Genomic DNA, 20,405 nt, shown 5'->3' with positions numbered 1-20,405 from the left:
GCTCAGCAAGTATCCAAGCTAAAGGAACGCCTCTCCTCCTCCTCTGAAAGGACTTTGCATGCGTAAAACGGTTAGCCTATGCGCCCTCGCCTTGGCTGCGACTTGCCTGCCTGCCTTTGCTCAGCAAGACCCCGATACCCTGGTGGTCGCACAGTCCGTCGATGTGGAATCGCTTGAGCCCGACATGCTCAACCAATCGGCCTCGCTCAATGTGGCCACGGCGCTATGGGGCACATTGCTCAGCATCACCCGCGAAGGTGAGATCGTACCTAATTTAGCAGAAAGCTATGAGTGGAACGAAGCGGGCAATGAACTCAGCTTCAAGATCCGACCAGGCCTCAAATGCGAGGACGGGGAAACGCTTGACGCCGAGGACGTGGCCTATTCCTTTACCCGCGCGGCTGATCCGGCCAACAAGTTCATCGGCCATACGCCCGGCTTTGTTTATTCCTCGATCGGCTATGTGGGTGCGCGCGCCGAAGACGCGACCACTGCCGTGTTGCAGGTCAAGGGCTACTCCTCAACCGTACCCGGCATGGCTGCCCGCATCCTAATTCACTGCAAGGACAGCTACGAGAAAATGAGCGTGGAGGAAGCGGCCGGTTCCCCCGTCGCCTCAGGTCCCTACAAGCTCGTGGAATGGGTGCGCGCCGACCGCGTCGTGCTCACCCGCAACGAAAACTGGACCCTGAGTGAAGTGCCGTTTGAAAACGTGGTGTTCCGCGTCATTCCCGAATCCAGCACCCGCACCGCCGAGCTCCTGGCCGGACAGGTCGACATCGCGGTCAACATCCCGCCTGACCAGATGGAAACCGTCAACAATTCAGGCCAGGCGCAGGTGGTCTCGGTGGCCGGCACCCGCCGCATGTTCGCGGGCTTCAATTTCTCGGGCGCTTTCGATGGCACCCCCGTAGGGGAAGCCTTCAAGAAGGTGGAAGTGCGCCGCGCGCTCAACATGGCGGTGGATGTTCCCACCATCTGCAAGCAATTGCTCAGCACCGATTGCGTGCGGGCCAATGGGCCGGCCAATCTGGGCAATCCTCAGGTCGAGCCCTATCCCTATGACCCCGACCAAGCCGAAGCCATGCTCGATGCCGCCGGCTATCCGCGTGGCGAGGATGGAGTGCGCTTCACCGTCCAGATGCAGGGCCCGCAGGGTCGCTATCTGCAGGATGGCCAGGTGCAGCAGGCTCTGGCGCAGTATCTCAGCGATGTAGGTGTCGAAACCACCAATGACCTGATGGACATGACGATATTCTCGCCCATGGCGCGCGAGCACCGCGCGGGTCCCATGTTCTTCATTGGTCAGGGCGGCGCAACCTGGAGTGCCATCTACGACATGTCGCTTTTCCCCTCGCGCGATGCTCCGGTCAATACCGGCAACTGGTTCAACCAGGAGTGGCAAACACGTTGGGACAGCCTGTCGGGTCTACGTGACCCGGTCGAGGAACGTCGCATCGTCGACGAGATGCTCAAGATCTTCCATGACGATGCGCCTTGGATCTTTATGTACTTCCAGCCTGACTTCTATGGCGTGTCCAATCGCATCGACTGGCAGCCGCGTCGAGACGAGGCTCTCGATGTCTGGACTGCCAGCCTCAAGTAAGCTCTTCGCTTAGGAGCCGAAGCGGGCGTCAGGGGCGAACAAACTGACTTGCCCGCTTCACACCCCCGAGTATCGCCAGCGGGGCACATAATTGTTCTTCAGCCGCCAGCTGGAACACCAAAAAACCAGCCATGGAGCCAAGCGGAGCATGGGAGCACTCTGCGTGGCTTCGGGAAGAAAACATCCATTCAACTAGTTGAAACCGGGCGGGCTTGGGCGCAGTTTGCCTCACCAAATCCGGGCCTCAACAGGAACCGGCCAGCCAGGAGAAGAAGATGAAGCTCGCTAAAGTGCTTGTTGCTGTCGGTTTGATGGCGGTGGCCACGCCGGTATGGGCGCAGACGGACCTCGATGCGGTCAAGCAGGCGGGTGCGCTGCGCATCGGCACCGAAGGCACCTATGCCCCCTTCACCTTCCATGACGCGAGCGGGGAACTGGTGGGCTTTGATGTCGAGATCGGCCGGGCCATCGCCGAGCATATTGGGGTCGAGCCGCAATTTGTGGAAGGTCCCTGGGACGGCCTCATCGCCGGCATCGACGCCAATCGCTATGACGTTGTCATCAACCAGGTCGGCATCAATGCCGAACGGCAGGCCAAATACGACTTCTCCGAGCCCTATATCGCCTCCAAGGCCGTGCTGGTTGTGCGCGAGGACAATACCGACATCACGAGCTTCGAGGATCTCTCCGGCAAGCGCTCGGCCCAGACGCTGACCAGCAATTTCGGTAAGCTGGCGCAGCAATATGGCGCTGAGCTGGTGCCCACCGAAGGGTTCGACCAGTCGATCGCGCTCGTGACCCAGGGCCGTGCCGATGCCACCATCAATGATAGCCTTTCCTTTTACGACTTCAAGAAGCAGCAGCCCGATGCCGAAGTGAAGATCGTCGCCGAGGCCGAAGATGCCGATTTCTCTGGCGTGCTGCTGGCCAAGAACCGGCCCGAACTGCTGGCCGCCATCAATGCGGCACTGGAGGAGATCAAGGCCGACGGCACCTATGCCGAAATTTCCCAGAAGTATTTCGGCGAAGACGTTTCCCAGTAAACTTTCTCCGATATTGTGTGAAAGGATCGGCCCGGTTCGGCCGGTCCTTTTTTGTTGACGGAAACCCCGCGATGCCGCCCTGGCTTTCCTTGATGCTGGACTCCCTGCCCTCGCTGCTTTGGGCATGCCTGCTGTTCACCATCCCGCTGACGCTGCTGTCGTTTATCTTGGGCCTGAGCCTGGGTTTTCTTGCCGCCATCGCCCGGCTGTTCGGGCCGCGCCCGGTGGTCGCACTGGTCAAATTCTATGTGTGGATCATCCGCGGCACGCCGTTGCTGGTGCAGCTGTTCCTGATTTTTTACGGCTTGCCCAGCATCGGCATCGTGCTTGATGCGTTTCCCGCCGCGTTGATCGGCTTCACCCTCAATGTCGGCGCCTATACGTCCGAGATCATCCGGGCCGTCCTGCTGTCGGTGCCCAAGGGGCAGTGGGAAGCCGCCTATTCGATCGGCATGACCTGGCCCCAGGCCATGCGCCGCGCCATCCTGCCCCAGGCAACGCGGGTAGCCATTCCCCCGCTGTCCAACACCTTTATCTCGCTGGTGAAGGACACATCGCTGGCGGCCGCCATCACCGTGCCCGAGCTGTTCCGCGCCGGCCAGCGCATCGTCGCGACTAGCTACGAGCCGCTCATTCTTTATGTTGAGGTGGCCCTGATCTATCTTGTTGTCAGCTCGGTATTGTCGAGCCTGCAGGCCAGAGTGGAGCGAAGCTTTTCCCGCTATGGCGGTTTCATCGAGGCTGGCGCGTGATCACGCTCGAAAACATCCACAAGAGCTTTGGCGATGCTGAGGTGCTCAAGGGCGTCAGCGTGGCCGTCCCCGAAGGCAGCGTTACAGCGCTGATCGGCCCGTCGGGCAGTGGCAAGAGCACATTGTTGCGCTGCGTCAATCTGCTGGAAATGCCGCAAGCGGGCGATGTCCGCATCGATGATGCCGTCATCCATTTTGGGCCTGGGATCAAGGTGGAACGCAAAGCCGTCCTGGCGCTGCGGCGCAAGACCGGCATGGTGTTCCAGAACTTCCAGCTGTTTCCCCATTTTACCGCGCTGGGAAATGTGATGGAGGGACTGCTGACCGTGCTGAAATGGCCCCCCGACCAGGCGCGTCAGCGCGGTCTCGAACTGCTCGAAAAAGTTGGCATGGCTTCAAAGGCAGATGCTTGGCCGTCCAGCCTATCGGGCGGGCAGCAGCAACGCGTTGCCATTGCCCGTGCCCTTGCGCCCACCCCGAAGGTCTTGTTGTGCGACGAGCCCACTTCCGCGCTCGATCCGCAGCTGGCAGGCGAGGTCGTGGAGGTCCTGGCTCAGTTGGCGCGGGAAGGCACGACCATGCTGATGGCCACCCATGACCTGCGCCTTGCCGCCACCATAGCCTCCAATGTGGTGTTCATCGAGGCCGGGGAGGTCGTCGAGGCAGGCCTGGCGCAACAGGTGTTCGGCAGTCCCGCCTCTGAACGGACCAAGCGCTTTGTCTCAACGCTGACGGCGCAGGCTGCCCCCATCCAGATGGTGTGACTCCCGCCGGCTCTTATGCCGGCGGATCGTTCGGCGTCAGCAGAATGGCGGCGAGCGGCGGCAAGGTGAGCCGCAGGGATGCCGGCCGGCCGTGCCAGCTGACGTCTTCAGCATTGATATGGCCGCCATTGCCGACATTGGAGCCGCCATAGACTTCTGAATCCGAGTTCAAAATCTCGCCCCAGCTTCCACCTTGCGGCACCCCCACCCGATAATCGGAGCGCACTGCCGGCGTCATGTTGCAGGCAATGACCACCGGCGGCACCCCATCGCGCCCCTTGCGCAGATAGATAAAGACGCTGCCCTCGGCATCGCTGGCGTCGATCCATTCAAACCCCTCGGGGTCGGCATCGAGCTGGTGCAGCGCCGGATGGTTGCGATAGGTATGATTGAGGTCCCGCACCAGCGACTGCACGCCCTTGTGCATGGGATCTTCGAGCAGATGCCAGTCGAGCGACTGATCGTGGTTCCACTCCCGCTCCTGGCCGAACTCGCCGCCCATGAACAGGAGCTTCTTGCCCGGGTGGGTCCACATAAAGGCAAGATAGGCGCGCAGATTGGCAAATTTCTGCCAGCGGTCGCCCGGCATTTTGCCCAGGAGTGACCCCTTGCCGTAAACGACCTCGTCGTGGCTCAACGGCAGCACGAAGTTCTCGGTATAGGCGTAGTGCAGCCCGAAGGTCATCTCACCCTGGTGATGCCGGCGATAGATGGGATCGAGCTGCATATAGTGGAGCGTATCGTGCATCCACCCCATGTTCCATTTGTAGCCAAAGCCGAGGCCCCCGTCATAAATGGGGCGGCTGACCTTGGGAAAAGCGGTGGATTCCTCGGCAATGGTCTGCGAGCCCGGGTTGAGCTCATAGGCGCGGGTATTGGTTTCCTTGAGAAAGGCGATGGCTTCGAGATTTTCGTTTCCGCCGAACTTGTTGGGAATCCATTCGCCCGCCTCGCGGGAATAATCGAGGTAAAGCATGGATGCGACCGCATCCACGCGCAGACCATCGATATGGTAGCGGTCGAGCCAGAACAAAGCACTGGCCTCAAGGAAATTGGCCACCTCGTTGCGGCCGAAATTGTAGATCAGCGTATTCCAGTCGCGATGAAAGCCCAGCCGGGGATCTTCATGCTCGTAAAGCGCGGTGCCGTCGAACCGGACGAGGCCATGGGCGTCGGACGGGAAATGTGCGGGTACCCAATCCATCAAGACGCCAATGCCGGCCGCATGCAAACGGTCCACGAAGCGCGCAAAACCTTCCGGCGTGCCAAAGCGGCTCGTGGGGGCGAACAGGCCCACAGGTTGGTACCCCCAGGATCCGCCAAATGGATGCTCGGTGACCGGCATCAGTTCAACATGGGTAAAGCCCATATCGGTCAGGTAGTCAGCGAGCTGGTCGGCAATGGCGTCGTAGTCGAGCGCCTCGCCGTCCCCTCCCGTTCGCCAGGAGCCCAGATGCATCTCGTAGATCGACATCGGGGCCGATAAATCCTGACGCCCCGCGCGGTTGCCCATCCACTCGCCGTCCTGCCAGTCATGTTCGGGCAGGCCGTGCACGACCGAAGCAGTCGCGGGTGGATGCTCCTGGTAAAAGGACAGCGGGTCGGCCTTGAGCGGCAGCCGCTCGCCATGAGCACCGATGATCTCGTATTTGTAGACGGCGCCCTTCTCCAGACCCGGGATAAACAGTTCCCAGATTCCGACGCCGATGCGCTTGCGCATGGGGTGGCGTCGCCCGTCCCAGGCGTTGAACTCACCCACGACGCTGACGCGCGAGGCATTGGGCGCCCAAACGGCGAAGGCAACCCCGTCTATCCCTTCCAGAACTGTTGGATGGGCCCCCAGTCTTTCGTAGAGGCGGAAATGGCGCCCTTCGCCCAGCAGGTATTCGTCCATCTCACCCAGGATGGGCGGGAAGCGATAGGGGTCTTCGGCTTCCCAGGCAAATTCGCCGGCCGACATGGCAAGCCGATAAGCAAAGCGTTCGTTGCGGTCCGCGATGAACCCCGAAAAGAACCCTTCAGGGTGGATGCGTTCGAGCTTGGCGACCTTCTCGCCAGTAGCGCTATCCACCACCTCAACTTGCCCGGCCTGGGGGGCAAAGACATTGACGGCAAGGGGCTCGCTATCGCCTCCCTGCATGCCCAGCGTGGCAAAGGGATTACCATGCCGCCCCCGCACGATCGCTTCGACATCGCCAGGATAGGCTGACGGCCGCGCAGTGTCTTGGTTCATCGGATTGTCCACGGGTTCAGCCTTCACTCAGGAGGTCTTGGATGCCACTGAGGGGAATTTCCACCCAGGCGGGCCGGTTCGCCAACTCGTAGCCAACCTCGTAGATAGCCTTTTGCAGCAGGAACATTTCAGTCAAAGCCTTGGCCAGGGCTGGGTCGGGCGGAAAGCTCGAGGCACCAGCCACGCTGGTTTCGTATGCCGCGACGAAGTCAGCGCTGATGCCGCGGCGCCAATCCTCGACCCGTGTCCGCACCCCATCAGGCAGGCTGCCCGTTTCGGCTTGGTAGCGGCTGAGGGCAGTCCAGGCGGCGTAATGGAACGAGCGCAGCATGCCGGCGACATCACGCAGGGGGGATGACTTTGCCCGGCGCTCGGGCAGGCTGCGCTTGGGCTCGCCTTCAAAATCGATGATCATCACGTCGCGCCCGGTCACCAGGACCTGGCCGAGATGGTAATCGCCGTGAATGCGCGAGCGCCCACCCGAGGGTGCCATCTCTGAGCCAGCCTCGATGCGCTCGATCAGCAGTTCGCGCTTGCTGAGAATCTCCTCGGCTATCGCGCGGGCCGCGCCCGGGAGGCTGGGCAGGTTCTGCTCGAGACGGTCGAGAAGATCGTGTGCTTCGGCGACCGCTTCGGCGGCCCAACCGGTAATGTCAGATCCGGCCAACTGCTCGACACGGAAATCGGCCTCGTTTGTATCCACGGCGAAGGCTTTGTGCATTTCCGCCGTGCGCTGCCCCAGGATAGCGCCGATCCAGTTGCCGTCGTCAGCCGCGCCGTCCAACAGGCTCTCGGTCAAGGCATTGGTTACCGCCGCCCAGGCGTCACCCTGGTTGGGGACATAGGCGAACACGGCGGCGAGCGTCGTTGCCTCACCCGAAGTCGGACGATGTTGGATTTCGCCCAGGAATTCAGGCGTATTGGCAAACTGTCCGACAGCGGTCAGGAACCGCGCCACTTCAACATCGGGCTGCTCACCCGAGCGCAACCGGCGGTAGAGCTTGAGGATGATGGTGTTACCAAACGCGATCGAAACATTGCTTTGCTCCGCGCCGAGCGGCCGTGGCTCGCCGACATCGCCGCTGGCCTGTAAGGTTTCGCTTGCGGAAAACACGACCTCCCCAGTTGCCGTGCTCATGATGTTCTGCTCGCGTAAGGCTTGCAGCAATGCCTTGGCAAAGCCGCCGTCAAGCGCACCATCGATCAGCACACCGGACCTGGAGTCGCTGTTGATATTAGCGAGCACCGGGGGTGCGGCCGAGCCGGCACTACCCCGGCCCAAATCGCTCCACACTGCTGAAAGCGGCAGCAGGTAGCGCTGCGTTTCTCCCCCGACGGCAACATCGGCGGCAACCAGGGCGTGAGCGCCGGGCTCGAGTTCCCCCAGCGGGGAAAGGCTGACGCCAGTGATCGTGCTATCCTTGGCGCCGAACCAACGCTGGAACGGCAGGAATGCCGGCAGGGTCACGGATTCAAGCTGTGTCTTGCCCTCGCCGGTGATGGCCGAAACCAGTTGCCCATCGGGGGAAAAGAGCGTGGGAATGGGCGAAGCCATCGGCGCTGTCGGGGCGTTCATCGCGGTGCCCCCGGCGCGATCAGACGCCAGATGGCGTATGGCTTGTAGAATGGATCAAGATGGATGTGCTGGTACTTGCCGTGCCAGGTGAAGTGATGCCCCGTTACCATGTCCTCGACCTCGATCGAGGCATCGTCGGGAAGGCCGAATTCCCATAGCGGCAACTCGAAATCGGCGCCCTGCTGGTTGTGCGGGTCAAGGCACACATGGAACAGCAGGAAGTCCGAACGGTCGGCGGTGCGCTTGCCGTAACACAGGATGTTGTCGTTCCAGGCGTTATAGAAAGCCAGGCTCGTAAACTCCTGGAGCGCCTTGTGCTCGCGGCGCAGCCGGTTGATGAAGGCAATGTCCCATTTGATGTTGTCAGGCTTGTCGAAGTCCCAGGCGCGGATCTCGTATTTCTCGGAGTTGAGATACTCCTCCTTGCCCGGAACCGGCTCGGACTCGCAGATCTCAAAACCGTTATATACGCCGTAGCTGGCCCCCAGCGTCGCGCCCAGGATCAGCCGGGTCTGGAAACCCGGCCGGCCGCTTCCCTGCAGATAGCGGGGGTTGATGTCGTGGGTGGTGGTGAAGAAATTGGGCCGCATATAATGGCGGCACTCCTCCTGGGTTAGCTCGGTGAGATATTGCTCGAGCTCCCACTTCACATTGCGCCAGGTGAAATATGAATAGCTCTGGCTGAAGCCGACCTTGGCCAGCCGCTTCATCACCTTGGGGCGGGTGAAAGCTTCCGAAAGGAAGATGACGCCTGGATCCTTGGCGCGCACCTCGGCGATAAGCCATTCCCAGAACGGGAAGGGCTTGGTGTGGGGATTGTCGACGCGAAAGATGCGGACGCCATGATCCACCCAAAGCAGCACGATGTCGCGCAGCTCATGCCAGAGGCTTGGAATCGCATCGCGATAGAAGTGGACGTTGACGATGTCCTCGTACTTCTTGGGCGGGTTCTCGGCATATTTGATCGAGCCGTCCGGACGCCAGTCGAACCATTCGGGATGCGACTTGATCCAGGGGTGATCGGGGGAACACTGGATGGCGAAATCGAGCGCGATCTCAAGATCATACTCGGCGGCAGCTGCAACCAGCCGGTCGAAATCCTCGAACGTGCCAAGCTTGGGCTCGATTGCCTCATGACCGCCATCCGCCGATCCAATGGCATAGGGGCTGCCGGGGTCCTCGACGGTCGCACTCAGGCTATTGTTCTTGCCCTTCTTGTTGGTTTGCCCGATCGGGTGGATGGGCGGGAAGTACAGCACGTCAAAGCCCAGATCGCGGATATAGGGTAGCCGCGCGATCACATCGTCAAAGGTACCGTGCCGGTCCGGACTGCCCGACTGCGAGCGCGGAAAGAGCTCATACCAAGCGCCGAACGCAGCGACCTTGCGATCAACGAAGATCTCGAGCACGCGCTCATACTGGCTGAAATTGGTTCGCGCAGCGGCGCGCTGCATCACGTCGGCCACAGCATCGGAACTCAATAGCGCCAGGCGCTCGGGATTGTTCTGCAGCGCTGTGTATGCCACCAACACGCCGGACAGTTCCCGCCTTTCAGCATCGCTGGCCCGGTCTGAGCGCTGTGCGACATCGAGCAGGCGACGCCCCTCCTCAAGTTCCAGGCTGACATCAATGCCCGCAGCGTGCTTTTTGGCGATCTCCTTGCGCCAGCTGCCATAAAGGTCCCGCCAGCCGGCAAGGGTGAACTCGTACAACCGGTTCTCGGGAAAGGCGATCGTCGTGCGCCAGCGGTCGTTCTCGACGAACTCCATGGGCTGTTCAAACCAGGCTTCGGTTCCCGCCGGGCGATACAGCAGGGCCGCGTCGATCGTGTCATGACCATCGCTGAAAATATCAGCCTCGATCACCACCTCTTCGCCCACCACGCTCTTGGCGGGGAAACGGCCGCCATCAATCTCGGGCACGATCCCTTCGATGGCTACCCGGTTGGCAGCCAGCCGGAACAATTCCTGATCGCCGGCATCCACCTGTCGGGGAGCGCTCACCGGCTGAGCGGTTGCCACTCGAGCCTTGCTGGGCTTAGCCTTTTTATTGTCGAGCAGCATGATGTCCCCACTTCCGGCATGATTGCGGACCAAATGCTTCAATCTGTGGTTTAGTTTCGCTTTCTTGTCAGAAGTTTAGTGACGCCTACGGCAAAACCCGCTGACCGCGGGTGGACCCGGACCTAACCACTGCAGGTGGTCGGTGAGGAACAAACGCGCCGCTGGCAGATTGCCGTAGCCGTAGAGGACGCTAGGTAGTTTGTTGCTGCCCGACGTCCTGTACGTCGATGAGGAGAACCGATGTCCAACGACCATCACGAAGCGCGGTCTGCGCTGGAACAACTCGCACAGCGTTACGGCATCGGGGTGCAATTCGAGGACGCGCTAGGGCGCCACATATCGGTATCCGCGGCAACAATTCAGCTTCTGCTCGCGAGCATGGGCGTTTCAGTCGCCGATGAGGCTGAAGCCCAGACCGCACTTGAGCAATTCGATCACGAAGCCGCCGCACGCCCCCTCCCCGCCAGCATTGTCGTAACGCCGCAAGACGGCGTGTGCGCGCTCGAGGTCAAGCTCCCGGCCGGCACTGACCAGCTCGCTTGGCAAGTCGTGCTGGAGGACGGGAAGGAGATCAGCGGCGTCGCCGATTCCTTCGCTGCTTCGCGCCAGGGCAAGGTCAGCTTGCGCATTCCCGACCTGCCATTCGGATACCACCGCTTGCAACTTCCAGAAATAAGTGCGGAGGCAAACCTCATCGTCAGCCCCGGTCGCTGCTGGTTGCCCCCAAAAACGGCGACGGGTTATTGGGGTATTGCTGTGCAGCTTTATCTGCTGCGTTCAGCCGCAAACTGGGGCATCGGCGATTTTTCAGACTTGCAAGAGCTGATCAAGGTCGCTGGACCTCGCGGTTGTGCCGTGATCGGGCTCAACCCCCTGCACCAGATGTTCTTGGACGATCCTGAAGCTGCAAGCCCTTATTCACCCGCAACGCGGCTTTATCTGAACCCCCTTTATATCGACGTGCTGGCGGTGCCTGAGTTCGGCCAGTCCGAAGCGGCGCAAACCTTGGTGGAATCGGCCGATTTCCAGCGGCGCCTGGGCGACTGCCGCGCCACAAAGCTGGTCGATTACACTGCAGTAACCGCGCTTAAGCTCGAGGCACTGCAGCTCGTCTTTGAGAGCTTCACGAAAGCAGGCAGTGCCGAGCGCAAAAACGCGATGGGCGCCTTCCGCGCAGAAAAGGGCGAAAGCCTTGAACGCGTAGCCTTGTTTCAGGTCATGCGACAACATTTTGCCAGCGAGAACCCGTCGCAAGCCAGCTGGCAGGACTGGCCGACCGACATGCAGATCGCCGGCTCGCCAGCACAAATGCAGTTCGCACGCGAGCACGAGGCTGAATTGGACTTCCAGATCTATCTCCAGTTCCTCGCCGATGAACAGCTAGCGAGGGCAGCCGAGGAAGCCCGCCGGCAGGGCATGGCTATCGGCCTTTATCGAGACCTGGCGGTGGGATGTGATCGCTCCGGTGCGGAAACCTGGGCAAATCCGCCCGCCTTCCTGCAGAGCACCTTGGTGGGCGCTCCGCCCGATATCTTCAATCCCGCCGGGCAGAATTGGGGCCTGCCGCCATTTGATCCAATTGCGCTTAAGAGCGAAGGCTATAAAAGCTTTACCGAGTTGATCCGCTCCAACATGGCCCATGCCGGCGGCCTGCGAATCGACCATGTGATGGGCCTTGCCCGTCTTTATTGCATCCCCGAGGGCAAGAGTTCAGCGGAAGGCGCTTATGTGAGCTTTCCCCTCGATGATCTGATTGGGGTTTTGGCGCTGGAATCCCAGCGGCAGCAATGCCTGGTTGTCGGGGAAGATCTCGGCACCGTGCCGCCCGGCTTCCGCGAACAACTCGCCGCTGCCAACATCTTGTCCTACCGCGTGCTGTTTTTTGAGCAGGATTTCCAAACCGGCAAGTTTGTGCCGCCGGACCAATACCCCGAACTGGCGCTGGCGGTGACCGGCAGTCACGATCTGCCGACGCTTGAGGCGTGGTGGGAAGGGAACGACATCACTTTGAAGGACAGCTTGGGGCTTTATGGAACCGAGGAGGAAACGCGCAGCCAGCAAGAAAGGCGCGACCGGGAGCGCTTAAACATCCTCGAGGCCTTCACGCAGGCTGGATTGTTCAGCCCAGCGCCGGAGATAGCTGATGTCCCAGCTAAGCTCTTTGCCCGTGAAGCTCACCAGTTTCTCGGCATGACCAAGTCGATGCTGCTGGTCACGCAACTTGATGACATGGCCGGTGACATCGCCCCGGTCAATGTGCCCGGCACCTCCACCGAGCACCCTAACTGGCGGCGAAAGTACGCGACGACCATTGAGGAACTTGCCGAGGACCCCGATGCCTGGAGCCTTGTCGAGCCGCTGAGAAGGGTAGGCTAGTGGCTTTCTGCCAGATCAAGGCAACGACGGCTTGACCGAAGCGTTCAGGCTCAGCCGACATACAGCATAACCCGCACTAGATCATTGCCCGACCAGCGAACAGGCCAGATATGGACAAACCGGATCCGCAATACATCGACTGGCTCTTAGAACAGTCCATGCTCAACAATGCCCGCAAGCTTGCCAGCCGCTATGCTGGTCAAGGGCGGTTCTGGCGCAATCCGTATGCAGAAGCGCGGCCACGCGCGGCTTCGGCGTTGGCCTCGGTCTGGTTCACCGCCTATCCCGCCGCGATCGTCACCCGCGAAGGCGAGAGCGTATTGGCGACGCTCGGCGATCCCGAGCTGTGGCGGTCGCTCGCAGCCATCGGCGTGCAAGGCGTACATACCGGCCCGATGAAGGAAGCCGGCGGCATTCGGGACGGCGTCAAGACGCCAACCGTCGACGGCAATTTCGACCGCATCAGCTTCGAGATCGATCCGCAATTTGGTACGCTCGACGAATTCGTGGCCATGAGCCGGGTGGCAGCCGCCTACAATTCCATCGTTATCGATGACATCATCCCCGCCCATACTGGCAAGGGCGCCGATTTCCGCTTGGCCGAAATGTTCTATGGGGATTATCCCGGCCTCTACCACATGGTGGAAATCCCCGAGGAAGACTGGCACCTGCTGCCCGATATTCCCGAGGGTCGCCGCGCCGCCAATATGTCCCCCTCCTGCGTCGATGCACTCAAGAGCAAGGGCTATATTGTTGGCCAGCTCCGGCGCGTGATCTTTTTCGAGCCAGGGGTCAAGGAAACCGACTGGAGCGCCACCGACGTGATCGTGGGCGTGGATGGCGTAGCGCGGCGCTGGGTTTATCTGCACTATTTCAAGGAAGGCCAGCCTTCGCTCAACTGGCTCGATCCAACCTTTGCCGCCCCACAAATGATTGTCGGGGACGCACTGCATTCACTCGATATTCTGGGTGCGCGCGGCTTGCGGCTGGATGCGAACGGCTTCCTTGGTGTGGAGGTTCAGCAGAACGAGACGGCTTGGTCCGAGGGCCATCCGCTTTCCCTTGTTGGCAACCAACTCATTGCCGGCATGGTGCGCAAAGCAGGTGGCTTTTCCTTTCAGGAGCTCAACCTGACCGTCGATGACATCGCCGAAATGTCAAAGGGAGGCGCTGATCTCAGCTACGACTTCATCACCCGCCCCGCCTACCACCACGCAGTCCTGACCGGCAGCACGGAATTTCTGCGGCTGATGCTGCGCACGGTCCATGAATTTGGCATTGATCCAGCTTCGCTGATCCACGCGCTGCAGAACCATGACGAGCTGACGCTCGAACTGGTGCATTTCTGGACCAAGCATGCCAACGACACTTATGTGTTCGAAGGCCAGACCTGGCCAGGGTCCTTGCTGCGCGAGCATCTGCGCGACACCCTTTACCTCAAGCTTACGGGCGAAGCCGCACCCTATAATCTGCGCTTTGTGGCCAATGGCGTCGCCTGCACCACTATTAGCGTGATCACCGCTGCGCTCGGCATCCGCGATCTCGGTGCGATAACGCCCGAGCAAAAGGAGCTGATCAAGCGTATCCACCTGCTGCTGGTCATGTACAACGCCTACCAACCCGGCGTTTTCGCCCTGTCGGGATGGGATTTGGTCGGCGCCCTGCCGCTTCCGGCGGAATCGGTGAGTGAACTCACCAGCGAAGGCGACACGCGTTGGATCGAGCGCGGCGCCTATGATCTGATCGACGTCAATCCGGGCGCCGAGCACTCCAGCGCGGGGCTGCCCAGGGCGCGTATGCTCTACGGTCCACTTAATCAGCAGCTGGAAGATCCAAAGTCCTTTGCCAACGAGCTCAAGCACCTGCTGGCTGTGCGCCAGGCGCATGGTCTCTTCGCGGCCAAGCAGATCGCCATTCCAGACGTGCAGAACAACAGCCTGCTCGTGATGGTGCATGAACTGCCCGATCAACGCGGGCTGCAGGTGACTGCGCTCAATTTTGGGCCAGATCGGGTCGAGGAAACCATCACCCTGGAGCATGCCCAGACCGGACCCGTGATCGACATGTTACATGGCACGATCTTTGGGGATTTGCCGGAATCGGGCGAACTCTTCATCGGTCTCGATGGCTATGAAGGCCAGTCCCTCCGCATCGTGGGAGCTGTCCCCTCGATCTAGGCACACGATTGAGTGAAAGGTGCCGACCAAGGGGAACCGGCACCTAGGTTAGCGGGTCCCTGGGAAAGGGGAACGCCGCAGGCATCCTCAGCATTCAACCCAAGCTATTGCAAGGAGATGCGCATGCTGGCGATGGATTATCGAGGGCCCTATCGGGTGCGGGCCGAGCAAAAGCCGATGCCCGAGATCCTCCATCCGGAAGATGCGATCGTGCGGGTGACGCGCTCATGCATCTGCGGCTCGGACCTGCATCTTTACCACGGCATGGTGCCCGACACCCGGATCGGCATGACCTTCGGGCATGAGTTTACCGGCATTGTTGTCGAGGTCGGCTCGGAGGTTCGCAACCTCGCCGTGGGTGACCATGTGATCGTGCCCTTCAATATTGCCTGCGGCAAATGCCACTTCTGCCAACAGGGTCTGTTTGGCAATTGCCACGAGTCCAACAGTCAGGCGACTGCCGTGGGCGGCATCTTCGGCTATTCCCACACCGCTGGTGGCTATGATGGCGGGCAGGCCGAATATGTGCGCGTTCCCTATGCCGATGTGGGGCCAACCAAGATCCCGGCCGGCATGGATCTCGATGATGCGGTGCTGCTGACCGATGTGGTGCCCACCGGCTACCAGGCCGCCGAAATGGGCGGCATCCAGCGCGGTGACACGGTGGTGGTGTTCGGGGCCGGCCCGGTTGGCATCATGGCCGCCCGGTGCGCGTGGCTGTTTGGGGCCGGACGTGTGATCGTCATTGACCATCTCGAATACCGGCTTGATTTCGCGCGCCAGTACGGTCCGGCCGAGGTCTACAATTTCCGCTCCATCGAAGATCCGGTTTATTTCCTCAAGAAGATCACCGACTCCCTGGGCGCTGACGTCTGCATCGATGCGGTGGGCGGAGACGCAGCAGGAAGTGCATTGCACACCCTGCTCGGCACCAAGCTCAAGCTTGAAGCGGGTGCCGCGACCGCGCTGCACTGGGCGATCAACTCGGTCAAAAAGGGCGGGATCGTTTCAATTGTCGGAGTTTATGGCCCAACCGGGAATTTGGTGCCGATCGGCAATGTCGTCAACAAAGGCATCACCATTCGCGCCAACCAGGCTTCGGTGAAGCGCCTCCTGCCGCGGCTGATCGAGCATGTGCAGGCCGGCCGCATCAACCCCAAAGCCCTTATCACCCACAAAGTGCCGCTCGAGGAGGTCTCCGATGCCTACCACATCTTCTCTGCCAAGCTCGATGGTTGCATCAAGCCCGTCCTCGTCCCTTCCTCAATCAATGTCGCCTGAAGCCCTGGCGGCCCAGCAGCGGATTGATCCGACCCAGGTGGTCGGCTGGGGTGTGGATGCCGACCCGGCCAACAATCCAACCTACCCGATGCGCGACATTTCCAAGGACAGCAAGGGTGGGCTGGATTGGCCACGACCAGCCTTGCAGCCAGAAACTGTCGAGGTGCTCCGTTCAACCGAGCATAATCGGCGTACCGCCGTATTTGGCACCTCTACTCCGCCCAGCGGCGTCAGTGGGGCGCTCCGTCGGCAGGCGTTCAAGAGCAGCGAAGGTAAATGGAGCCATTGGCTGATCCTGTTGGCAGCGGACCGCATCAACGTGGTTGAAGGCGTAGCGGCCGACCTGCTGGCCGGCCGAGTGCCCAATATCCCGGCGGAAATGGGCATCAAATCTGAAGTCGCCCACAACATGCCCGGCTTGATCCGCAAAGTCGCGGTTACCGGTGCGGTGTTGAGCTTGGCTTATGCCTTGGTGCGATCCCGCCAGGGTGATGGTCGTCGGCAACCTGCCCCACCCACCCCTCGCTAATCCCCCGAGCGCAAGGTGATTGCGGCGCAGATGCGCCACAGTCACCGCAAATTCAGCTCTCTCCAGTCAGCTCTCTGCTTTGCGGGTGCTGTGCCACTTGCGGCAGGATGCGCTTATCGCTCAAACTGCGCACATATGAAGGTCTGCCTTCGGCTGCAGCGCTTTGAACCGCGTGACTTGCTGCTAAAGTGGATTGCACCCCGTCCGCGCCACACATGCCCTGGCGCAGCAAGCGGAAGCGGTAGGAGACTGACCGGTTGGCCGACACTAGCCTGCGCAGCGCACTGCGATTGCATACTCAAGCCGTGCATACGCGCCTCGACAATATTGTGGGCCAATTCGAAAGCTTGGACGATTATCGGGCCTTTGTTATCCGCTCCTACCGGTTCCGCGCCGCGGTGGAGCCGACCGTCCGAGGCCGGCCAGAATGGTCGGTGCAGGACCTGGCGGGTCCTCTCCGCGCCGACCTGAAGGATCTGAGGCAAGCTGATCTTCCAAGCGCCCCCATCCTTGAGCTTCCCTTGGGGTTTGCTTCTGCCCTCGGGGCACTTTATGTGCTGGAGGGCTCGGGCGTGGGTGCGCGCATCCTTTTTGCGCGGGCACAACAGCTTGGACTAAGCGAGCATTTCGGAGCACGGCATCTGGCGGCGCAAACGGACGATCCGGGGCGCTGGAAGCGGTTCGTGGCCTTGCTCGGAACTGCTGAGCTTGACCATTCCGCAGCATTGCATGCCGCAGGGGCCGTGTTTCAACTGGCTCTGTCGATCCATTCGGAGCCTGTCTTTGCCAGAGCCTAAGACCGTTGACCTGACCAATTGCGACCTGGAGCCGATCCATATTCCCGGATCCATCCAGCCCTATGGCACAATGCTGATTGCTGATGCCGATAGCGGCATTGTTGAAGGTTTTGCCGGACCGGACGGTTCTGCCCCAATCCTTGGGCTTCCGTTGGCTGAGCTCACGGGGCTCAACGTGCAAGCGCTTGTCGGCAAGATCCCGGCTTCCGGCTTGCTGGTGCTTGGCCGCCTGCAGTTTGGTGGACGAGCGCGTGATGGCGTCGCTTATCGCAGTGGTGGGCATCTGGTGGTTGAACTCACCGACCCCGACGAAAACGCGGATCTTGACGCGCAATTCCTGGCGCAGTTGGAGACACTGGGCGCCACCTTGGAGCGCTCGACCACCCTGGCGGACCTGTCCAACCGAGCCGCGGGCATTTTCCAGCGCCTCACCGGCTATAGCCGGGTAATGGTTTACCGCTTCATCGATGACGAGGCGGGCGTGGTGCTGGGCGAAAGCATCAGCGATCGCTCTTCTAGCTTCATGAACCATCATTTCCCCGCCACGGACATCCCGCGCCAGGCGCGGGCGCTTTATGTGCGCAACAAGGTTCGCGTCATCGCCGATGTGCAGTATGAGCCGGCCCCGATCGTCAGCGCGAGCCGCGACCTGACGTCGATTGATCTCAGTGACTCGACGCTGCGCAGTGTGTCGCCGATCCATATCCAGTACCTCAAGAACATGGAGGTGGGCGCTTCGGCCTCCATGTCCATCGTGGTTGATGGCGTTTTGTGGGGGCTCATAGCCTGCCATCACCACCAACCGCGCGAATTATCGCTGACCACAAGGCTCGCATGTCAGGCCATGGCAACCAGTCTCGCTCGCCAAGTCAAGGCGCGTGACGAGGGCGAGTTGTATCGCGAGCGGATTGCGCTGCGCGCGCAGGAAGACGCCATCCTCGCCCGCCTCGGCACTGACAGCTCCCTCGTAGAGTTCTTTGCGCGATCCGGCGAAGAACTCGCCGCTTTGTTGCAAGCCGATGGCTTTGCCGCCGTTCAGGGGGGCGAGCTGTTTCGCGCCTGCAATTGTCCCGACCCAGCAGATGTGCGCCAATTGGCGGAACATGTGCGCCATCCCGGATCCCTCAAGCCGGTCGCCAGCCGTGAACTGAGCAAGGACTATCCCGCAGCCGCGGCGTTTCAGGAGAGTGCCAGCGGGCTCCTCGCCGTCACGATGTCAACCGAGGTACCCACGATTCTGATGTGGTTCCGGGCCGAACAGTTGCAGACTGTCAAATGGGCCGGCAACCCGCACAAGGACGTGCCGCACGAGCCGGGGGCGGTGCTTAAGCCGCGCGCTTCATTCGAAGCATGGTCCGAAAGCGTGCGCGGCCGCTCACGGCCCTGGACATTGGCGCAGACGGAGTCCGCGTCCCGCGTTGTTCGCTTGATGACCGAGGCGCGCAACAACAGTCGCATCAAGCAGCTTAACCGCGAGCTGACCACGACCCTCAACGAGAATGAAAGCCTCATCCGGCAGAAGGATTTCTTGTTGCGCGAGGTCAATCACCGCGTCCAGAACAGTTTGGCGCTTGTGGGCGCCTTCTTGCGCATGCAGGGGCGCAATGCTGGCGAAGAAGTGCGCGCACACTTGGCGCAGGCGGAGAGCCGCTTATCGGCGGTCGGGCTGGCGCACCGGCGCCTTTACCAGGATGACAGTGTCGAGATTATCGACTTGTCGCGCTATCTTACCGAGTTGGTCGATGAGTTGCTGAAATCCATGGACGAGCGCTGGCGCCGACAGGTGACTTTGGATCTTGTCCCCATGCTGATCAGCACCGATCGGGCGGTCAGCGTCGGCCTCATCGTGAACGAGCTCGTGACCAATGTCACCAAATATGCCTATGGCGGTGAACCCGGCCCGCTGCTCATCAGCCTGCAGCAGCACCGTGACATGCTTCGCCTGATCGTTGCCGATAGCGGACGCGGTTATAGCGGGGTGACCGAAGGCACGGGGTTCGGCTCGCGCATGTTGGCGAGCCTGGTGCAGCGCCTCGGTGGATCCATGGAAATCGCCGACAATTCCCCGGGCGCCCGCGTGATTGTGGCGGCGGCCATCCAGGCCTGAGTCTTTTCCGCTTTGCAGACAACACAAAAATGGGCGGGGATTGCTCCCCGCCCATTTCTGTTAGTTCAAGAAGAGTACGATGATGATGATCAACCAGATCGGCACACCGAGGAGCCAGAGACCCAAACCACGCAACATGATGTTTTCCTTTCCAGTGACGCTTAGAAGCGGCGGAACACTTCAGCAAACACGCTGTTCTCGTCCCGGTGATTGCCACCCTTCTGGGCGGCCCAGAAGGCGCCGATAGCCGAAATCAGCAGCGATGCAGCCAAAAGGAATGCACCAAGGATGCCGGTATTGCGCGCGGTACGCGCGGTTTCCAGCGCATCCTGACGGGCCTGCTCGATATTGCCGATCACCTGATCGACGCGGGCATTGGCTTCTTCTGGCGTCAGCCCGGTATTGGCGGCAACGACATTGGCCAAGTAGGTGCGGTCCTCTTCCACCACTGTACCATCGCCCAAAGCGGCCTGCGCGAAGATGCGGCCCGCTTCGGCTCGTGCGGCTTCGGGATTGGTCGGCTGCTGCGAGCGGAACAGAGTGTCGATGAAATAAGCGTTTGGATCAACTGCTTCAGCTGCGCCGCCCGCCACATTGGCGGTAGCCTGGGTTGCAGTGGAAAGTGCGGCACCCGCTGTATTTACAGCAGCGCCAATGCCGCTCACGGCCAGAACAGTGCCAACCACAACGGCGCCGGCCCAAACCAGCAGGCCATGGGCACCATCGCGCACATCACTCTCGTGCTCGGTGGCGTCGTGATAGCGGCGGCGCAAACGACCGGTGAGGTACCCGCCAGCCATGAAGCTCGACACCTGTACCCACAAGAACCAGCTGGCCGCCACGATGGCGATGAAGATCGGCGAGGCGCCTTCGCGTGCATTGAAGTCGAGGAAGTTCAGCCCAATTGCCGATCCGAAGCTGATGAAGACGACGGAAATTGCCGAAGCGAGCACAATACCTGCAATGATGGCGGGCCAGTCAACATAGGAGGACTGGTCGCCATCCGAAGCGGTTGTGGCTACGCGGGTTACACCCAGAGTAGATTCTATGGTCATGATGAGCCTTTCGCGGGGGGAAACGGAAGAAAGCTGCCGCTTCCCT

Annotated in this window: 14 protein-coding genes; 10 read left to right on the top strand and 4 right to left on the bottom strand. The window is 61.0% G+C overall.

Going from position 1 to position 20,405, the window contains the following annotated elements; translation table 11 throughout:
• Window positions 1-58 precede the first annotated feature (58 nt).
• The 4 genes from HRU92_RS15315 to HRU92_RS15300 all read left to right on the top strand — a co-directional run bounded on the left by HRU92_RS15315 (window position 59) and on the right by HRU92_RS15300 (window position 4,165).
• The gene (locus HRU92_RS15315; RefSeq protein ID WP_172121834.1) at window positions 59-1,606 is read left to right on the top strand and encodes an ABC transporter substrate-binding protein; all 1,548 of its coding nucleotides are present in this window, start codon (window positions 59-61) and stop codon (window positions 1,604-1,606) included.
• A gap of 311 nt (window positions 1,607-1,917) precedes the next feature.
• The gene (locus HRU92_RS15310) at window positions 1,918-2,649 is read left to right on the top strand and encodes an amino acid ABC transporter substrate-binding protein (protein WP_248305378.1); all 732 of its coding nucleotides are present in this window, start codon (window positions 1,918-1,920) and stop codon (window positions 2,647-2,649) included.
• Window positions 2,650-2,720: 71 nt separating this feature from the next.
• Entirely contained in the window at window positions 2,721-3,401 is a 681-nt protein-coding gene (locus HRU92_RS15305) for an amino acid ABC transporter permease (RefSeq protein WP_173088449.1), read from the top strand.
• Window positions 3,398-4,165, top strand: coding sequence for an amino acid ABC transporter ATP-binding protein (locus HRU92_RS15300; RefSeq protein ID WP_172121832.1), 768 nt, complete (start codon window positions 3,398-3,400; stop codon window positions 4,163-4,165). Before HRU92_RS15305 ends, HRU92_RS15300 begins: the two co-directional genes overlap by 4 nt.
• Before the next feature lie 13 nt (window positions 4,166-4,178).
• On the opposite strand, the gene glgB is transcribed toward HRU92_RS15300, so the two are convergent.
• Genes glgB through HRU92_RS15285 form a run of 3 tightly spaced genes read right to left on the bottom strand, consistent with a single transcriptional unit; the run spans window position 4,179 to window position 10,037 of the window.
• Window positions 4,179-6,398 carry a 1,4-alpha-glucan branching protein GlgB gene (gene glgB / locus HRU92_RS15295; protein ID WP_172121831.1) on the bottom strand — a complete coding sequence of 740 codons (2,220 nt, stop codon included), beginning with the start codon at window positions 6,396-6,398 and terminating at the stop codon, window positions 4,179-4,181.
• A gap of 16 nt (window positions 6,399-6,414) precedes the next feature.
• On the bottom strand, window positions 6,415-7,974 hold the full coding sequence (locus tag HRU92_RS15290) for a putative maltokinase (RefSeq protein ID WP_172121830.1): 1,560 nt from the start codon (window positions 7,972-7,974) through the stop codon (window positions 6,415-6,417).
• Window positions 7,971-10,037, bottom strand: a complete 2,067-nt coding sequence (locus HRU92_RS15285; protein WP_172121829.1) for an alpha-1,4-glucan--maltose-1-phosphate maltosyltransferase — start codon at window positions 10,035-10,037, stop codon at window positions 7,971-7,973. The genes HRU92_RS15290 and HRU92_RS15285 overlap by 4 nt, the downstream gene beginning before the upstream one ends.
• 240 nt (window positions 10,038-10,277) lie before the next feature.
• Here HRU92_RS15285 and malQ point away from each other — a divergent pair, with 240 nt between their 5' ends.
• From malQ to HRU92_RS15255, 6 genes are all read left to right on the top strand, one after another.
• Complete coding sequence (gene malQ, locus HRU92_RS15280; protein ID WP_172121828.1) at window positions 10,278-12,413, top strand: 4-alpha-glucanotransferase; 2,136 nt, start codon at window positions 10,278-10,280, stop codon at window positions 12,411-12,413.
• Between the two features lie 110 nt (window positions 12,414-12,523).
• A complete protein-coding gene (treS, locus tag HRU92_RS15275) occupies window positions 12,524-14,590 on the top strand; it encodes a maltose alpha-D-glucosyltransferase (protein WP_172121827.1) in 2,067 nt (688 codons plus the stop codon).
• A 123-nt stretch (window positions 14,591-14,713) separates the two neighbouring features.
• A complete protein-coding gene (locus HRU92_RS15270; protein ID WP_127751608.1) occupies window positions 14,714-15,871 on the top strand; it encodes a zinc-dependent alcohol dehydrogenase in 1,158 nt (385 codons plus the stop codon).
• On the top strand, window positions 15,861-16,400 hold the full coding sequence (locus HRU92_RS15265; protein ID WP_172121826.1) for a hypothetical protein: 540 nt from the start codon (window positions 15,861-15,863) through the stop codon (window positions 16,398-16,400). Before HRU92_RS15270 ends, HRU92_RS15265 begins: the two co-directional genes overlap by 11 nt.
• A gap of 257 nt (window positions 16,401-16,657) precedes the next feature.
• Window positions 16,658-17,197, top strand: coding sequence for a biliverdin-producing heme oxygenase (locus HRU92_RS15260; protein ID WP_127751606.1), 540 nt, complete (start codon window positions 16,658-16,660; stop codon window positions 17,195-17,197).
• Window positions 17,184-19,304 carry a histidine kinase dimerization/phosphoacceptor domain -containing protein gene (locus HRU92_RS15255; protein ID WP_248307154.1) on the top strand — a complete coding sequence of 707 codons (2,121 nt, stop codon included), beginning with the start codon at window positions 17,184-17,186 and terminating at the stop codon, window positions 19,302-19,304. The genes HRU92_RS15260 and HRU92_RS15255 overlap by 14 nt, the downstream gene beginning before the upstream one ends.
• Window positions 19,305-19,465: 161 nt before the next feature.
• On the opposite strand, the gene HRU92_RS15250 is transcribed toward HRU92_RS15255, so the two are convergent.
• Window positions 19,466-20,359, bottom strand: a complete 894-nt coding sequence (locus tag HRU92_RS15250) for a hypothetical protein (RefSeq protein WP_127751604.1) — start codon at window positions 20,357-20,359, stop codon at window positions 19,466-19,468.
• Window positions 20,360-20,405 lie beyond the last annotated feature (46 nt).

Source organism: Devosia sp. 1635 (genome assembly GCF_013185955.1).
Lineage (GTDB): Bacteria > Pseudomonadota > Alphaproteobacteria > Rhizobiales > Devosiaceae > Devosia.
This window is presented reverse-complemented; position numbering and strand designations above follow the sequence as displayed.